18 protein-coding genes and 1 pseudogene are annotated in these 16,249 nt (G+C 32.7%); 8 read left to right on the top strand and 11 right to left on the bottom strand.

All coding sequences use genetic code 11. The features are described 5' to 3' along the window. Positions 1-241 precede the first annotated feature (241 nt). From HX049_RS12400 to pstB, 5 genes are all read left to right on the top strand, one after another. A complete protein-coding gene (locus tag HX049_RS12400; RefSeq protein WP_286416171.1) occupies positions 242-1,429 on the top strand; it encodes a calcium:proton antiporter in 1,188 nt (395 codons plus the stop codon). Between the two features lie 548 nt (positions 1,430-1,977). Continuing rightward, entirely contained in the window at positions 1,978-2,820 is an 843-nt protein-coding gene (locus tag HX049_RS12395) for a substrate-binding domain-containing protein (RefSeq protein ID WP_286416169.1), read from the top strand. A 1-nt stretch (position 2,821) separates the two neighbouring features. Continuing rightward, positions 2,822-3,712: a phosphate ABC transporter permease subunit PstC gene (pstC, locus tag HX049_RS12390; RefSeq protein ID WP_006260159.1), complete on the top strand. Its 891-nt coding sequence runs from the start codon at positions 2,822-2,824 to the stop codon at positions 3,710-3,712. After that, a complete protein-coding gene (gene pstA, locus HX049_RS12385) occupies positions 3,702-4,559 on the top strand; it encodes a phosphate ABC transporter permease PstA (RefSeq protein ID WP_006260158.1) in 858 nt (285 codons plus the stop codon). The genes pstC and pstA overlap by 11 nt, the downstream gene beginning before the upstream one ends. Next, positions 4,549-5,295, top strand: coding sequence for a phosphate ABC transporter ATP-binding protein PstB (pstB, locus tag HX049_RS12380; protein ID WP_286416168.1), 747 nt, complete (start codon positions 4,549-4,551; stop codon positions 5,293-5,295). The genes pstA and pstB overlap by 11 nt, the downstream gene beginning before the upstream one ends. A gap of 103 nt (positions 5,296-5,398) precedes the next feature. Here pstB and HX049_RS12375 read toward each other — a convergent pair whose 3' ends face one another. Beyond that, complete coding sequence (locus tag HX049_RS12375; RefSeq protein WP_286416215.1) at positions 5,399-5,650, bottom strand: NAD(P)-dependent oxidoreductase; 252 nt, start codon at positions 5,648-5,650, stop codon at positions 5,399-5,401. An 85-nt stretch (positions 5,651-5,735) separates the two neighbouring features. Between HX049_RS12375 and HX049_RS12370 the strand changes: the two genes are divergently transcribed. After that, positions 5,736-6,284, top strand: a complete 549-nt coding sequence (locus tag HX049_RS12370) for a GNAT family N-acetyltransferase (RefSeq protein ID WP_286416166.1) — start codon at positions 5,736-5,738, stop codon at positions 6,282-6,284. 3 nt (positions 6,285-6,287) lie between these two features. Here HX049_RS12370 and HX049_RS12365 read toward each other — a convergent pair whose 3' ends face one another. Genes HX049_RS12365 through HX049_RS12355 form a run of 3 tightly spaced genes read right to left on the bottom strand, consistent with a single transcriptional unit; the run spans position 6,288 to position 8,871 of the window. Continuing rightward, on the bottom strand, positions 6,288-6,893 hold the full coding sequence (locus tag HX049_RS12365) for a hypothetical protein (protein ID WP_286416164.1): 606 nt from the start codon (positions 6,891-6,893) through the stop codon (positions 6,288-6,290). Positions 6,894-6,908: 15 nt separating this feature from the next. Then, a complete protein-coding gene (locus HX049_RS12360; protein ID WP_286416162.1) occupies positions 6,909-8,120 on the bottom strand; it encodes a hypothetical protein in 1,212 nt (403 codons plus the stop codon). Positions 8,121-8,127: 7 nt separating this feature from the next. Further along, positions 8,128-8,871 carry an alpha/beta hydrolase gene (locus HX049_RS12355; protein WP_286416213.1) on the bottom strand — a complete coding sequence of 248 codons (744 nt, stop codon included), beginning with the start codon at positions 8,869-8,871 and terminating at the stop codon, positions 8,128-8,130. 213 nt (positions 8,872-9,084) lie between these two features. Here HX049_RS12355 and HX049_RS12350 point away from each other — a divergent pair, with 213 nt between their 5' ends. Next, the gene (locus HX049_RS12350; protein WP_286416160.1) at positions 9,085-9,768 is read left to right on the top strand and encodes a CPBP family intramembrane glutamic endopeptidase; all 684 of its coding nucleotides are present in this window, start codon (positions 9,085-9,087) and stop codon (positions 9,766-9,768) included. Here the strand turns inward: HX049_RS12350 and HX049_RS12345 are convergent. Beyond that, a pseudogene (locus tag HX049_RS12345) lies at positions 9,758-10,447 on the bottom strand (hypothetical protein). The gene HX049_RS12350 and the pseudogene HX049_RS12345 sit on opposite strands and share 11 nt — an antisense overlap. 190 nt (positions 10,448-10,637) lie before the next feature. Next, positions 10,638-11,192, bottom strand: a complete 555-nt coding sequence (locus tag HX049_RS12340; protein ID WP_286416158.1) for a lipocalin family protein — start codon at positions 11,190-11,192, stop codon at positions 10,638-10,640. A gap of 217 nt (positions 11,193-11,409) precedes the next feature. Here HX049_RS12340 and HX049_RS12335 point away from each other — a divergent pair, with 217 nt between their 5' ends. Beyond that, positions 11,410-12,408 (top strand): OmpA family protein, encoded by a 999-nt coding sequence (locus HX049_RS12335; protein WP_286416157.1) that lies wholly within the window; start codon positions 11,410-11,412, stop codon positions 12,406-12,408. Positions 12,409-12,693: 285 nt separating this feature from the next. Here the strand turns inward: HX049_RS12335 and HX049_RS12330 are convergent, their stop codons facing one another. From HX049_RS12330 to HX049_RS12310, 5 genes are all read right to left on the bottom strand, one after another. Then, a complete protein-coding gene (locus tag HX049_RS12330; RefSeq protein ID WP_286416154.1) occupies positions 12,694-13,458 on the bottom strand; it encodes a hypothetical protein in 765 nt (254 codons plus the stop codon). Positions 13,459-13,587: 129 nt separating this feature from the next. Next, on the bottom strand, positions 13,588-13,725 hold the full coding sequence (locus tag HX049_RS12325; RefSeq protein WP_006260146.1) for a hypothetical protein: 138 nt from the start codon (positions 13,723-13,725) through the stop codon (positions 13,588-13,590). A gap of 69 nt (positions 13,726-13,794) precedes the next feature. Continuing rightward, positions 13,795-14,613, bottom strand: a complete 819-nt coding sequence (locus HX049_RS12320) for a GLPGLI family protein (RefSeq protein WP_286416152.1) — start codon at positions 14,611-14,613, stop codon at positions 13,795-13,797. A 225-nt stretch (positions 14,614-14,838) separates the two neighbouring features. Further along, complete coding sequence (locus tag HX049_RS12315; RefSeq protein ID WP_286416151.1) at positions 14,839-15,627, bottom strand: PhzF family phenazine biosynthesis protein; 789 nt, start codon at positions 15,625-15,627, stop codon at positions 14,839-14,841. 18 nt (positions 15,628-15,645) lie between these two features. Beyond that, positions 15,646-16,176: an NAD(P)H-dependent oxidoreductase gene (locus HX049_RS12310; protein WP_286416211.1), complete on the bottom strand. Its 531-nt coding sequence runs from the start codon at positions 16,174-16,176 to the stop codon at positions 15,646-15,648. Positions 16,177-16,249: the final 73 nt, after the last annotated feature.

Raw genomic sequence — 16,249 nt, 5'->3', positions numbered from 1 at the left:
CCCAAATTTCGCGATAGACATATAGACGAAAAGTAATTATACAAAATAGCTCTGAATTAGTGAGTAAAGCATACTAAAGTATGGTTTTAGAACTAATGAAAGAGATGTGAAGTAGAATTGCTTTGTAGTATTTGGCTAATACGATCTAGGTTTAACATATCAACTACTTTTTTTTATCAAATGATAAATTATTAAATTTATAGAGATGATAATTTTGACCTGTTAAAAAACGAGATTGATTATGACACAAGACAATGTAAACAAAGAGTTATCCTTAGCGAGTATTTTTCCAACGAAAACAAGAATTCGATTAGCTGTGGTATGGCTTATTGTTATCTTATTTATGTTATTCGGAAGTTCTATTACTGGAGATAGTTTATTCCCTTTATTAGCTACTAGTATTTTCTTGATCTTACTATTTACGATAGTAGGAGCTGCTTTTGGTGTTGTAAAAGAAGCGGATGAACTCGCTCATAAATTAGGTGAACCTTTCGGAACATTGATTCTTACTCTTTCGATTGTATCAATAGAGGTAATTTTAATTTCTGCCGTAATGTTAGGCCCAGGAGAAAACCCAACTATTGGAAAGGATTCAATTTTCTCTGTAATGATGATCATTATGAATCTAGTAATAGGGCTGTGTATTCTATTAGGTGGACTAAAGTATGGTGAACAAGAATATAATGCACAGGGAACAATGTCTTACTTAGCAATGATCATTATGCTAGGAGGTATCGGGTTAATGTTACCTAACTTCATTCAAGGTGCTGGTGGAGGGATGTTTATTGATACACAGGCTATTGTCTTGGCTGTATTTATTATTATTCTCTATGCTGTATTCTTATTCTTTCAGATGAAAGGATATAGACATCTCTATGTACAACCTCAAAAAGGGTCAATGGAAATTCCATATAAAGATAGAGCCATTGCAGATATTCAATCTACAGATGAGCACCAAACTTCTACAGGAAATAAAGGAGAGATATGGATACGTTCTATTATCCTAATCGGGATGATACTACCTATTGTACTTCTTTCTCATAATATGGCTGTAGTAGTAGACTACGGGATTAAAACCGCTAACCTCCCTACTCTATTAGGAGGTGTGTTAGTTGCCATCATCGTGTTCACCCCAGAGTCAATGACGGCAGTAAAAGCAGCATTAAACAATGAGTTTCAACGCGCTATCAATCTGTGCCATGGCGCATTCGTTTCTACAGTAGGATTAACGGTGCCTTCTGTACTAATCATTGGATTAATTACAGGCAAAACAGTATTGTTTGGGATGAATAGTACAGAGACTATTCTATTTGTGATCACCCTATTATTAAGTCTAATGACTTTCTTAGGCAAACGTACTACTCCTATCATGGGTATTATGCACTTAGTATTATTTGCTGTATTTACACTGCTTATTTTCTATCCATAATAACGTATTTCTTGTCAAAAATTCATTGGTAGAAAAATATACTAATTGATTTAAGCCAGATTATTACTTGTTTTATTCAGAAAGCTCTCTTTACGTCTATACATAAAGAGAGCTCTTATTTTAAACCAGATTATGTAACAGTTATTTAAACGAAAAGTAATTATACAATATAAATCTAGATCAATAATTCCTGTATAGAAGTAATCTATATATCCCTTCTCTTATTACTATACAAACATGTCTTCTTAACAATTATTAAATACCGCTCTCCTACTTTACCTATGTTTAACCTTTCTCTATTATTAACCTTGTGATAACATTGAAAAGTTTAATCAATACTGTAATTTCATTGCACAAAATGAGAAAGTGCCTAAAAAATTATAAACTTTTTATATTTAGCCCTATCATCAATAAGAGATAACTGATTTTTTGTCACATATGTTATATTATCAATAAATAACTCTCCTTAACTCTATGATAACACAGTAGTAACTCATAGGTCACAATCACATAAGTACTTTGTCTCAATGAAAAAACACTATTTATCTATGAGAAAAAGTCTAGTTATTTTTTCTTCTTTATTATTTCTTTCTTGTGGAGACAAGGATCATTCTATCAAGATGAAAGGTTCTGACACAGAGGTAAATTTAGCAGTAAACCTAGCAGAGAAATACACTCTAATAGATTCTGACTTTAGTATTGCTATTTCTGGTGGTGGTTCAGGTATTGGTATTACCTCTTTACTAAATGGTCAAGCTGACATCGCTAATTCTTCTCGCCCTTTATCAGACAAAGAGATTGCACAGTTCGAAAACAAGAATATAAAGCTTCGTACTGTCATATTCGCTGAGGATGCTACTGCCTTTGTAGTACATAAGGATCTACCTATAGAAGAAATAGATCTTGAAACTTTAGCTAAAATAATGAAAGGAGAAATCACCAATTGGAAAGAACTTACTTCTGTAGACCTACCTATTAATATCTATGGTCGTCAAAGTAGCTCAGGTACTCACTCCTTTATTAAGAAGAAGCTAAAGATAGAGTTTTCTAATGCTGCTAAAGAAATGACAGGAAATGCTCAAATCTTAGAAGGTATTAAAACGGACAAATCTGGGATAGGCTATGTAGGTGCAGGTTATATCTCTCACGAGACAGCTACTAATCCTACTGTAAAGATATTGAGTATTAAAGAAACTGCTACTTCACAAGCTTATTCTCCTATAGACTCCAATGCAATCAATAACAGTCTATACTTCTTCCAAAGACCACTGTATCAGTTCATCTTAGAAGATTCGTGGGAAAAGGTAAAACCATTCATTGACTTTGAAAACGGTGAGATCGGAAAACAACTGATCAAAGAACACGGTTATTATATAATAGAACGACCATAATATGAAATATAACGTTAGAATAGGATTAGATGTTACTTTTAAGTACATCTTTAAAGCGACTGGTCTTTTAGTGCTTTGTTTATTAGGAGGAATATTAGCTATGTTAATATATAATTCTATTTCCTTCTTTATGGATGTAAAGCCCCTTGACTTTATCACAGGGATGGAATGGAATCCTACAGCAAAGAACCCTGTATATGGAATGCTCCCTCTTATACTAAGTACTACCATAGTAACCTTAGGAGCGATGCTTATCGCTATTCCTCTAGGAATAGGTACAGCTGCTTTTATATCTGAATATGCTGGCACACGACTAAAGAATATTTTAAAGCCAGCTATAGAGATGCTAGCTGCGGTTCCTTCAGTAGTTATTGGTTTCTTAGGAATTGTAGTGGTAAGCCCTGGCTTAGCTGATATGGCAGGTTTACCTAATGGTCTTAATGCCCTAAATGGAGCTATCTTACTAGCGATAATGGCACTACCTACTATTATTACAATTGCAGAAGATGCTATACATGCCGTACCAAAAACATATAAAGAAGCAAGCTATGGTGTAGGAGCTACTAAATGGCAGACTCTTCGCAAAGTAATCCTTCCAGCAGCAGCTCCAGGTATTATCTCGGCAGTCATGTTAGGAGTAGGTAGAGCCATTGGAGAAACCATGACTGTACTTATGGCAACAGGTAATGCGGCGTTAATACCTACTGGATTCTTTGATTCTGTAAAAACAATGACAGCGACTATCGCTATCGAAATGGGGGAAGTTCCTTATCAGACAACACACTACTATGGGTTATACGCTCTAGCGACAGTCTTGTTCTTCATGACACTTATCGCAAACCTAGTAGGAGAATATTTTATAAATAGATTAAGAAAATACCATGCAGCATAATAAACTAAAACTATCCTCTATCGTAGAATGGGGAACATTAGTAGGAACCACTCTTATCGTGTGCTTTTTCCTTGTTGTAATCATCCTAGAGATTGTGACAAAAGGAATGGGAAGTTTATCTTGGGAGTTTATCTCTACTATTCCTAAAGAAGGAATGACTAAGGGAGGTATTCTTACACCGATTATAGGTACAGTGCTTATTACTCTTATCACGGCTTTATTCAGTATTCCATTCGGTGTATTCTGTGCGATCTACTTAAATGAATATGCAGAAAACAACTGGCTAACTAGAACGATTAGAGCAGCTATACGTAATTTATCAGGTGTTCCTTCTATTATCTATGGATTATTTGGATTAGCCTTATTTGTTCAGACGCTATCTCTAGGAACTTCTTTACTAGCTGCTGGATTAACATTAGGACTATTATCACTTCCATATATTATCACAACTACAGAAGAGGCATTAATGCAAATACCAAATAGTACGAGAGAAGCAGCACTAGCAGTAGGAGCTACTAAATTTGAGACTATTAAAGATGTGGTGATTCCTTCTGCTGTACCAGGTATTCTAACAGGTGTAGTACTAACACTATCAAGAGCAGCTGGAGAGACAGCTCCCATCTTATTCACAGGGGCTGCGTTTTATATCAGTGATACGAATGGATATCTAAACCAGGAGTTTATGGCTCTGCCTTATCACTTATATATGCTATCGACACAACATCAGTCAATAGAAGAAGTAAGACCTATTGCTTATGGAACAGCATTAGTGTTGATTATCGTAGTGTTCCTATTAAACTTAAGCGCATTTTATATCCGTTATAAATTCAGAAAAAATGAAAATTAAATTATCTGCTGAGAACTTAAATATTAGCTTTGGAAGCAAACAAGTTTTAAAAAATGTAAGTGTAGAATTCGAAGAAAATAAAATAACTGCCCTTATCGGGCCTTCTGGTTGTGGTAAGAGTACTTTACTAAGAAGCTTTAACCGTATGCACGACTTAGTTCCCTATGCTAAAATAAATGGAACTATCAAGTTAGAAGATATGGATATCTATTCTAAGACTATACCTGTAACGGAGATTAGAAAGCGCATCGGGATGGTATTCCAAAAAGCGAATCCTTTTCCAAAAAGCATCTATGACAATATCGCTTATGGGTTAAAGATCAATAATCTCCCTCATGATAAAAGTGTAATCGAAAAAGCATTAACAGAAGCATTTTTATGGGATGAAGTAAAAGATGATTTAAAGATGCCAGCTCATCGCTTATCAGGAGGACAACAACAACGTCTGTGTATCGCAAGAGCTGTAGCGCTTCGTCCGGAAGTAATCTTAATGGATGAACCGTGTTCTGCACTTGACCCTGTAAGTACAATTAAAATCGAGGAACTTATTCTTCATTTAAAAGAGAAATATACAATCGCTATTGTAACACATAATATGCAACAAGCACAGCGTATCGCTGATCAAACTTACTTTATGTATCTAGGTGAAGTAAAAGAAAGCGGTTTGACACAAGATATCTTTGAGAATCCTAAACACGAAATGACTAAGAATTATATCAACGGTGTTTTCGGATAAAAAATAAAAATGCCAAGTAGACCACTTACCTACTTCGTCATCAATAAGTCTGACTTATTAGAGTAAAAACGGATACCTTATAAGGGTATCCGTTTTTTATTATTTACAAGACTTCTGGATTAGCAATATAAAGTGGTGTACCCTTAATATAACTGATCATATTCTCGAAAGCTGTTCCGAAATATAATTCATAACTAGATTCTTCCACACATCCTATATGAGGTGTGCATACAACATTATCAAAATGTAGTAACTCATAATTAGTATCATAGATAGGCTCTTGCTCATAGACATCTACTCCGACTAATAGCTTCTGCCTACTCTGAAGCACATTAATCAATGCTCCGCGTTCGATTAGTTCTGCTCCATTAGAATATCTTAACGTTGTTACTTTTTCTACTTATTGCTATATTGTCACCTCTATTCTAACTGATTTAAGTATGCTATTTACCCCTATAACGACTTCTTTAAAGAACAATAAACAAGTAATTATTCGCCTTGCAAGCTCAAATGATGCTAGTGCATTATTAAATCTTATCAAACAATACTTAGACACCTCAGAGTATATTCCTATTAACAGTAGTGATTTTAATAAGACTGTAGCAGAAATAGAAGCTTGGATTGAGAAACTCAATGGTACTGATAATTCTATAATGTTAGTGGCAGAATACAATGGGCAATTAATAGGGAATTTAGATCTAACAGGGCAGCATAGAAAGACACTACAACATACAGCTGTATTAGGCATGGGAATATTACTAGAATGGAGAAACACAGGATTAGGAACAGCATTATTAAGTAGTGCTGTAGAATGGGCTAAAAGAAATAATACACTTGAGATACTTACATTAGATGTCTATACAGAGAATATAGCAGGAATAGAATTATACCGTAAACAAGGCTTTAAAGAGGTAGGCATTGTCCCTAATTTCATTAAAGACAATGATAGGTACTATGATAATATGCGTATGTGGTTGGCGTTGAGGTAGATATTATAGACCTCCGTTTTCAATATACTTAAGGTTATATTCTTCTTTCATTGGAGTATTCCCTAACTCTTCATATAAACCTGCTAACTCTTTGTAAATATAAAAAGAAGACACTCCTATCTCTTCGCTAATCTTAAAAACTTCTATAGCTTTATAAATACATTGTTCATCTCGATAAATATATCCTAAATCTTCAGCAATAGCTCCATAATGATCAGACTGCTGAAGCCCCTCTTTTAAAACATCTATTCCTATTTTCGGATTCGTATGCACATAGTATAACTCATAATTTCCATAGCACTCACTAGCCACCGAAGGAAGATACTGATTACTACTCGTCTCAACACATTCTAATACTGTCAATTGACCTAATACATTGTTTTTAAGGGCTATTTCACTTATTCGTTCAGGAAGTATCATTCCTATATATACTTCAGATATACCAGTATTCGAAATCTCTAATCCTTTGACAAAAAAATCCCCTTCTGCATCTGGCAGTACAGCGTATTTAGTAGCTTCAACCTCCCACTCAAGCACATCTTCATTGTCTTGATTAATGATAACAAATACTTTTACCTCTGAATCAATATGTAACTCTCTTACTTTCATAATAAGTAGTTTTTACTATTCACCCCCCTTATCTAACCATTTATTCATTTGTTGGATCATTCTAGAGTAATCTACACAATCATAAGTCCTAAAGGATTCCCAATCTTCTATTTCATCTTCTATGGCATAGTGTTCTCCTTCTTCATAAACACCTGTAATAATCTGTCTTTGTATCAATTCTTTTACAAATTGTTTATCAACTATTCCAGGTAGACCACGTGTACAACTAAACTGATAAAAAGGTTTATAAAAAATGATTCCATCTAATCTGTCTTGATACAATACTTTATCATCATCAACATAAGGATAATCAAAGTGAGTTTGTCCAAAAGGAGTTCCTTTTAGAGTAAAACCTATAGGTTTATTTCCTATCAACTCAAAAGCAGCATCCCATTTACCTTCATTGGATAATTCTATCTTATGTCCTTTACCATATTTGGGACTTTTAGAGTTTTCTGATTCATAATTGTACCAGTTCAAAGCTACTATCTTTACTTGATGCCTATATTTTTCTTTTAAATAACCTCCAACAGTCTTTACCTTAAGATTACCAATGATATCATCTATTTTCTCAGCATGAGGTCTATTCTGTATATACAAAGCTTTTTTATGTTCATTAATTGGACGCTGATTTTCATATAACTCTATAAAGTTGTAAGCCATAATACTATCTCGTGTATTTAACGTAGATAAATACTTTCGTTCAAAATCTATATACTTTTCTCTCGTCATTCCTTCCCATTCAAAAAAACAATCAGTAAAACCTATGGTTATCTTCTCTTGAATGGATAAATCTTTATTTATAGCATAAACTCCTTTTAGATATTTAATCATATTATACTTATCCCACAGAGCATTATAATCAAGTCCTCTATATAATAAAACTAACTCCTTTTCGAACTCCTCTTGTTTATTATAATCTCCTTTAACAACAATGTTTCCCCTGTCTGTTTGATTAACCACACCTACTTCTGTATATACATGACCGATTTCATTAATAAATCTATTATCCTTTAATATCTTTAGAATCAAATCATACTGTGTAGACTCTCTATGGTCACGTTCGCCTAGAATAACAATATCATTAGTTTTAAACAGCTCAAAAATATAATCTTTAGGAGACTGTTTTTGCTCTTCTAAGAATTCATAATACTCCTGTACTGTATATTGTGCAGAACAAACAAATGGCAAGAAGAACAAGATGATATAAAATAATTGTCTTCTCATTCTGATACTATTTATTGTATAATATTTTAAGTGTTTTACTCATAGATGCGCCAATTACAGAAGTATGAGTCTCTTCTTCAAAAACTTTAGTTATAATGAAACTGTCATTTATTTTGTATTGTTTTAAAGCATCTAGAAACAAATTAGTAGACAAGATAATAACTTCTGGTTCTAAACTACCATAAGATAAGAACACTCGTATATCTCTTCCAACCAAAGAGTTTTTAACAGCAGAAATCATTTCGTTATTATTCCAAAATAATGAAGCGCTATTTATTCCAAAATGACTAAACAGGTCTGAAGCATTAAGTAAACAATATGCTGCAAATAATCCACCTACTGAATGCCCTGTGATACCTCTATCCTTAGAAGTCTTATAGTGATTATCAATGTATGGAATAATATCTTTTCTTAAACATTGTAAGAACTTACTAGCACCTCCTGTTATTTCTTCAGATATCTCTAAGCCAAGTCCTGTAGCCACCTCTTCATCTACGTTCAAATCATTAGAAGGAGTATAATCTATCATTCTATTTTTAAACCAAGCGGGTGTAGACTGATCTTTATCACCTATCGCAACTATGATAACATCCTTAATTTCTTGACTTGAATCAAGTAATTTATGTATAGAAGAAATCATAGCAAAAGAATAATAAGCATCTAATACATACAAAACGGGGTAAACAGCATCTGCTTTCTCATTATAACTAGAGGGCAAAGAAACATATAACTGATATTCTCGATTATTAATACTGAATGTACGATATGTCCTTTCATAGTTAAGTGGTTATTAGTACTATATTGTCCTAAGCTATCTATACTACTAAATAATAAACAGAATAATAAAAAACAAACCCTCATATTAAAAAACACTATACAATTCTTTCATTTACATTACTTTACAGACAAAACTATCTCTATCTTAGTAAAGATAATGAAAATCACTACTAACTAAACAATTATTATGAAGATACAGAATAAACTTATCTATCCGATTCTACTATACTTTTTATTATATACTGTTATTACAGCTACCTATTTCTCATTAAGCTTTATTGACAATACAGAGTATCAATCAGTACTAGCCTCTATTCCTTTAATTATTCTAAGTATCCTTTTTATCAAGAAACATACATTACCTATTCGCGTTTCTTTAAAACTAAACATAGACAGCAAGTCTAAGAAAAATCTAATCAAATACACTACTTTGTTTGCTGTTATTTTTTTAGTAGTTAATAGTCTACAGATATTTTTATCTGATTCATCAGATATACATCATGAATACTTAGATCAGATTTGGTTCTTTATCCTGATATGCTTTCCGATAAAGGCTTTAGGAGAAGAGGTCTTATACAGAGGGTTAATTCAAAATTACATTGATAAATACATTAAACCTTCATCTAAAAGCATCAGTCCAGGTAACATTATCACTGCTTTATTAATGACTATTGCGCACTTAGGTTTCTTTTATATTATGCCGTTACCTAATGCCATATTAGCTTTTGTACTAGTATTCGTTGTTTCGCTTTTCTTTGGGTATATCTCTAAGATTACTAATCGTAACATCTTATACTGTACTATAATCCATATATTCTTAAACTATATCCATGTAGCTGTACAGTGCTTTTATATCTCCTTTATTCTTTAACCTTACCACCCCACTTCTCAGGTGCTGAAATAACACTAAACCTAAGAGTCGTAAACTCATAATGAAAGTCCTTTCGCTCTCTTTCTTTCATTGCGTCTATATGACGGTTAGGTTTGTCTATTTTACCGTGTCCTTTGACCATATCTAACATATTTTTCTGTGTATTCCATAGAGAAAAAGTGGAAACTGTATGTGGAAAACCAATAGATGCTGTAGCAGATAGTACTCCTGGGTGATCCCGTACCAACATCTCTACTGGTCTTCCCCATTTAATAAACCTTGGTATCTGTAAGAACTTCATTCTAGCCACTGTAACTGCTACAACTGAAGCAGATTGGTTTTCACTAGTACTCTCTAGTTCCTCTGGTACAAACCCTGAGACATTTCCCCATTGTTTGATTAATTTTAACTTGAGATACTCTCCTTTTGCAAGTGTTCTACCAACCGTATTATGGATTAAAAAATAATCTAATACACGTTCATCTTCCCATTGGGCAAATATAACTACATGCCTAAGTTTTAATCTGGATAGGGTAAAAATAGGAGAACCTAACACCATACTAGACATTACTTCTATGTGTAATAAACTTTTTTATCTCTTTAATCTATGTGAATTAAATAGCAATTTTAGTCTCATCCATAAAGATACTTTCACTAAGTGATAACTATATATAGTCATGGATTTAAACGTTTTTATTACATTATCATTTGTATCCTACCTGTAATATAACGATTTACATTTATAAAAAAACATATACTACAGTAAATAAGGGTTATATACTCACAACTGTGTTAATAATAAACGCAACTTACATATTCTTAAACTAACTCTATATACTATAAAGCCTCTTTAGAGAATACTCTTCTTATTATTTTAAATACGGATTATTATCCTTATCATGTTCTACCCATATAAGTTTGCTAGTATCATATCCAACTTCTTTAGCAATTTCTAAATACTTTACTTTTACATCTTCAGGCAAAGTTTTTTCTCTAGATAGAATCCATAAATAATCAAGATTTTTTCCAGCTATTAAAGCATATCTATAATCTTCATCTAAAGCAATGACATTATAACCAGAATAAAAAGGACCAAAGAAACTAACTTTTAAAGCTGCTGTTCCTTTATCATTCCTAAACTTTGCTACTCCTTTTGCTACAGACCACTCCTTCTCTACATAGTTGTATCCACTATTAAGAACCTCTACATTACCGTCTTTATCTAGGCTGTACTGAGCTGAAGTATTATTCAGATCTTTTTCAAAGCGAAAGTCAAAACGCGCTACCTCATACCATGTTCCCAAATAACGGTCAACATCAAAATTAGTAATTGGCGTAGCTTTCTCGGGAACATCACTATTATTACATGACATTAAGAACGTTAAACAAAAGAATAATAAACTGAAACGAATAAAGTAATTCATAATTAGTACATTTTGAGTTTTATCAAAAATAAAAAAACTACTTTTAATACAACTGTTTTATTTAGAATTATTTTAAACAATACTTATTATTTAATAAAAAGTAGTTTAGAATAGTAAGCATTCATCCCTTTTTAAAATTTAATATACTATCTATCATTTTTTTACCGATTTTTGGATTGTCATTAAATAACAAAAAACAAATCAAAAAACACAAAACATGAAAAAAACCACACTTTTATTAGCAATGGCATTAATCGTAATGTCTTGTAACCAAAAGAACAAAGAAGAAAATAAACCCGAAATAACAACTCAACAAACATCAACAAATGTTGAAGAAATAGACAGACCTATAGCTGGATTTAATATTGAAGATATAGCTTATAGCAAAGCGGATATAGGTACTTTCCCATTCTTTACCTTGCCTAAAGGGTTAAAAGAAATGAACAAACCATTTCAGAAAAACTTTGATATATGTTACTTCCCTATTGATGGAGTAATGACTCCTATTGAAGGAAAACTGTATAAAACTAATGTAACTGCTGTAACAGGAGAAGAGTTTTCTCAACGCTACTTTGAAAAAAGCTTAGAGGATTATTTAAATTCTATAGGAGCAGTAAAAGTTTTTGAAGGAGAAATCACAGGGGAAGAATATGAACGTTATAATAAACAAGATCCTAATAAAGGAGATGAAGGAGATATCGGATATACTGGAGAATTAATTAAACTTTATATTATCCGTACACATAATCAAGGAAACGTTTATATCCAATACACTGCTAATAATGCAGGTGGTAAGCTTAATATCTTACAAGAAGAAGCTCTACAACAGACAATTACTAAAATTACAGCAGACGAAATAGTAAAAGATCTAACAGAGAAAGGTAAATCTATCTTATATATCAACTTTGATATCGATAAATCTACACTTACTCAAGATGGAGAAAAAGTAGTGGATGAAATAGCTGTTGCCTTAAAGAAAGATCCTTCTTTAAAGATTTCGATTGAAGGACATACAGATAATACAGGCGAAGCATCTCACAACAAAAAACTATCTACCGATAGAGCTAATACAGTGATGAATGCTCTAATAAAACAAGGCATCGCTAAAGAAAAACTATCAACGAAAGGCTTAGGTGCAGAGAATCCATTAGTTGCTAATGACTCTGACAGTAATAAGGCTAAGAACAGAAGAGTCGAACTAATTCGAGTAAAATAAGACTATATCAATAGTGCTCTCCTTTAAACATGCTCCAAAGTATTTACCTTATTGGGGCATGTCTTAATGCACAGGCTGTAGGTGGTTCTATCTGAATATCGTATTAAAATCATATTATATATTTGTATCATGTGGTGCATCGTAAACATCCAGTATGCGTCATCGTAGGGGCGATAGGATGTTGGTATTATGTTATTGACATATATTTTACATGGGCGTAATGTTTTACACCCCTACCTATGTGTCCTAACAGAACATAATATGTAATTACCTATTTCTAATACATTAAAATATTCCCTTAAACGTAGGAGGACTAAACTTAATTCGCTTTCCTTCCCATTCTGTTATATTACCAGAACTATCCATGAAGGAAAACTCTATTTCATAATCATTATCTCTTTTAAAACTAAAAGCCCCTGAACACATATCATGCCCTACACTAATAGTATCTTTATAGGCAACTAAATAATAAGTAGTTTCTTCTTTTGTCTTTACATTCTTCATTGTAGTCTTTACTAAGAACTCTGAATCATCTTTGGTAGGATTAGAAAATATCACATTAGAAGAAGGACCACATCCATACATAATGTTTTCTTTCTTTTCTATCTTAGGCTTAGAAGCAACCACAGGTTTATTAGTATCAACAGTAGGCAATACCTTATACGTTATGGCTTCATATTTACCCGACTTTGTATTACGTCTTTCTAATTTGTCATGTTGAGGTAGATTATTAATTACTAAGGTATATTCAAGGCCTGCCTCTAACTCGTTCTTAGGCTTTAAGATAGCTTGTGTCAAATTAAAACTGCCTACGTAAGTCTCTGTCACAATTAATGGCACTATCTTATCACCACTTTTAAGATATATGGGATATTCCTTATTAAGCGCTTTAATGATTGATTGACTGTCAGCATAGCCCTCTATCATAAAGATAGAGTTCTGATTAATGGTCGATCCATTAGGGAAAGCACTTAAGCCAAATGATCCACATTTCGCATAAGTAGCCTCTATACCAAAAAACACCATAAATAACACTAAAAGTTGTTTCATCCTTTTTGAATTTATTAATACTTTATCTAAGATAATCTATTCATATAAAGATTATAGCTAGTAAGTATAAAAAAGCCTATATCAATAGTAATTCCTTTGATATAGGCTTTATATTTTATGTCCAAATAACTACTTCTTATTAGCCATTTGGTTCACTATTTCTTTTAGAAGTGCTTTGCGTTTAACAGCTGCTTCCTGTTCTTTCTTCTTCTTTTTATCTATTTTATCCTTGACAGCCTTTCTATTGGCAGGTGTATTTCTTCCCATTATTATCTGTATTACTATATACTCTAGTGCAAAGTTATCATACTCCTATCAATAATAAATATGATTTAATTAAAAATCTTTTTCTATAGGATTACTACTTAAGATCAGTTTCTGTTTCATCCTCGCAGGATATTGATCTATATTTTTTGCATTTGCTGGATTTAACTCTATCAGTAAATCTACAGCTGTTTTATTATAAAAAACCTTATCTGCTTTCTTAGCTTGTTTTCTAGACACCTCTTCATAATTAGCTAATCCGTCTAAAGCATCCTTAGCTAATTTTATATTTTGGCTATTAGTAAACTCAAAAGCGTACTCTCCTGCCGTATCCCATGCCTTAACTACAAAACCAGGTAGATTATTAAACTTATAAGGGCCATTTAATGCAGGAATATCTGTTGTAAATAAAGCATACCACACACGTCCACCATAGCTTGTTGTTGCCTCTTGTACATTATATCCTTCCCATTGAGTTACCTCAGGAGCAATTGTCCATTTGATACTATTTTTATCCTCTTTATAATAATACTTTTGTCTACTTTGTTCAAGATAAAACTTATTTTCATCAGCATTACTATATACAGACCAAGCAAAACCAGATTTAAACTGCCTTAGTTTATTCATTATATCCATTCTAGACAATGATTTATCTGTCTTCGAGGTTGCCATAAACTCAGTTCGTTGTAGACTACCATAATCAGTAAAGCGAGAGTTACTTTGATTGATATCTAGAATAGCTACCCCTTCCGTTATCTGATCTGTTTTTTGAGGATCCTTTAAGATTTTTGTGCTATAAAAGAATCTACTGACAGCAATAGAATCATTAGATTCTTGTGCAAAAGTGTTACCTACCAATGCTAAGGTTAAAATAAGACAAAGTTTTTTCATGATAAATATTTAGTTTTTTTAAGTGTTTGTTACTAGACTAGTAAACATATAAAAAAACTTCTAATTACCTCCTAAATATTTAATATTGATTTTATTGCCTTGATAATAACTTAGAGTTAATCTCCTTCTGTCACTAAGAAATACAATGTAAGTAATCAATAGGCTCCCTCCTAAAATACAAAAGAAGATAAATATATACCTATCCTCTTTTGTATTATCATTACTTTATTCTATCCAAAACTGTCCCTTAGAATACGTTCTCGCTTTACCAGCTACGATTACCCTTTCGGCTTTATTCTCACAGTATAGCTCACCTCCTCTTTCTGATATTTGCTTTGCAAAAAGTGTATGCTTTCCTAATCGTGATGACCAGAATGGTATAAGAGAACAATGTGCTGATCCAGTTACAGGATCCTCAAGAATAGTAGACTGAGGTGTGAAATATCTAGAAACAAAATCACTCTCTACTCCTGTTGATGTTACTACCACTCCTCCAGGATCTAAGTTGATTAAATCTAAAACAGATTGATTCACTTTAATATTCTTTACATCTTCCTCTGAATCATAGACTAAGATATAATCTCTAGATTTGAAAACTTCTTTAGGCTGTATATTAAGTGATTTAGCGATAACATCAGGTAATGCTGAAGCCTCTGGCATTCTTGAAGGAAAATCCATATAGTACATCCCATCCTTAACCTCTACAATTAGCTCACCACTTTTGGTGTCAAATACAATTCTATCCTTTGGATAGTTTAATATACTAGATAGACAGTGTGCTGTAGCCAATGTAGCATGACCACATAAGTCCATTTCTATCTCAGGAGTAAACCACCTCAAATGAATACTATCTCCATTATCTATAAAGAATGCTGTCTCTGCAACCGCATTCTCTCTTGTTATTTTAAATAATACCTCGTCAGGTAACCAACTTTTTAAGGGTACAACACAAGCTGGGTTTCCATGAAAAATATGTTCTGTAAAGGCATCTATTTGATATAATTCTAATGTCATTATCTACTTTTTAAAATATTATATTGTTTCTATAAATTGTATGTAAGGAATTACACTGTTTTTGATGGTTTCTACTGAGCTATCCTGCTCTATACCATAGTATGCATAGAATCCTTGATAGTCAGCCTTAATGTAATTAAAGGTTACTTCAAAAGGAGCTAACAGTTGTTCTAGAGTATATTTATACTTTCCCTCTGTGCTATATTCCTGCTCATCAATTCCTGCTGATATGGCTAATCCTATTTTCTTATTACTCATCTTATACCCACTCTGGCTACCATAAGCCCAGCCATAAGTCAGTACCTCATCTAACCACGTTTTAAACAAAGGAGGACAATTAAACCAGTAAAAGGGAAATTGAAATACAATATGGTCATAGGATTCTATCAATTCCTGTTCTTTTTGAATATCAAGTATTCCGTCAGGATATTCACTGTGTAAATTATGAATAAAGTATCGTTCAGGAGATTGTTCTAACTCCTTTAACCATAACTTATTTACAATAGATTCTCCAAAATTAGGATGGATTAAGATCACTAATGTACGCATCATTTCTTAGCATTAATCGTTATTACTACCGCAAAAATAGGGAGTTCAAACAGCTTTTTGTACCTTAGCGCCC

It is taken from the genome of Myroides odoratimimus (assembly GCF_030326305.1).
Classification (GTDB): Bacteria; Bacteroidota; Bacteroidia; order Flavobacteriales; family Flavobacteriaceae; genus Flavobacterium; species Flavobacterium odoratimimum_A.
This window is presented reverse-complemented; position numbering and strand designations above follow the sequence as displayed.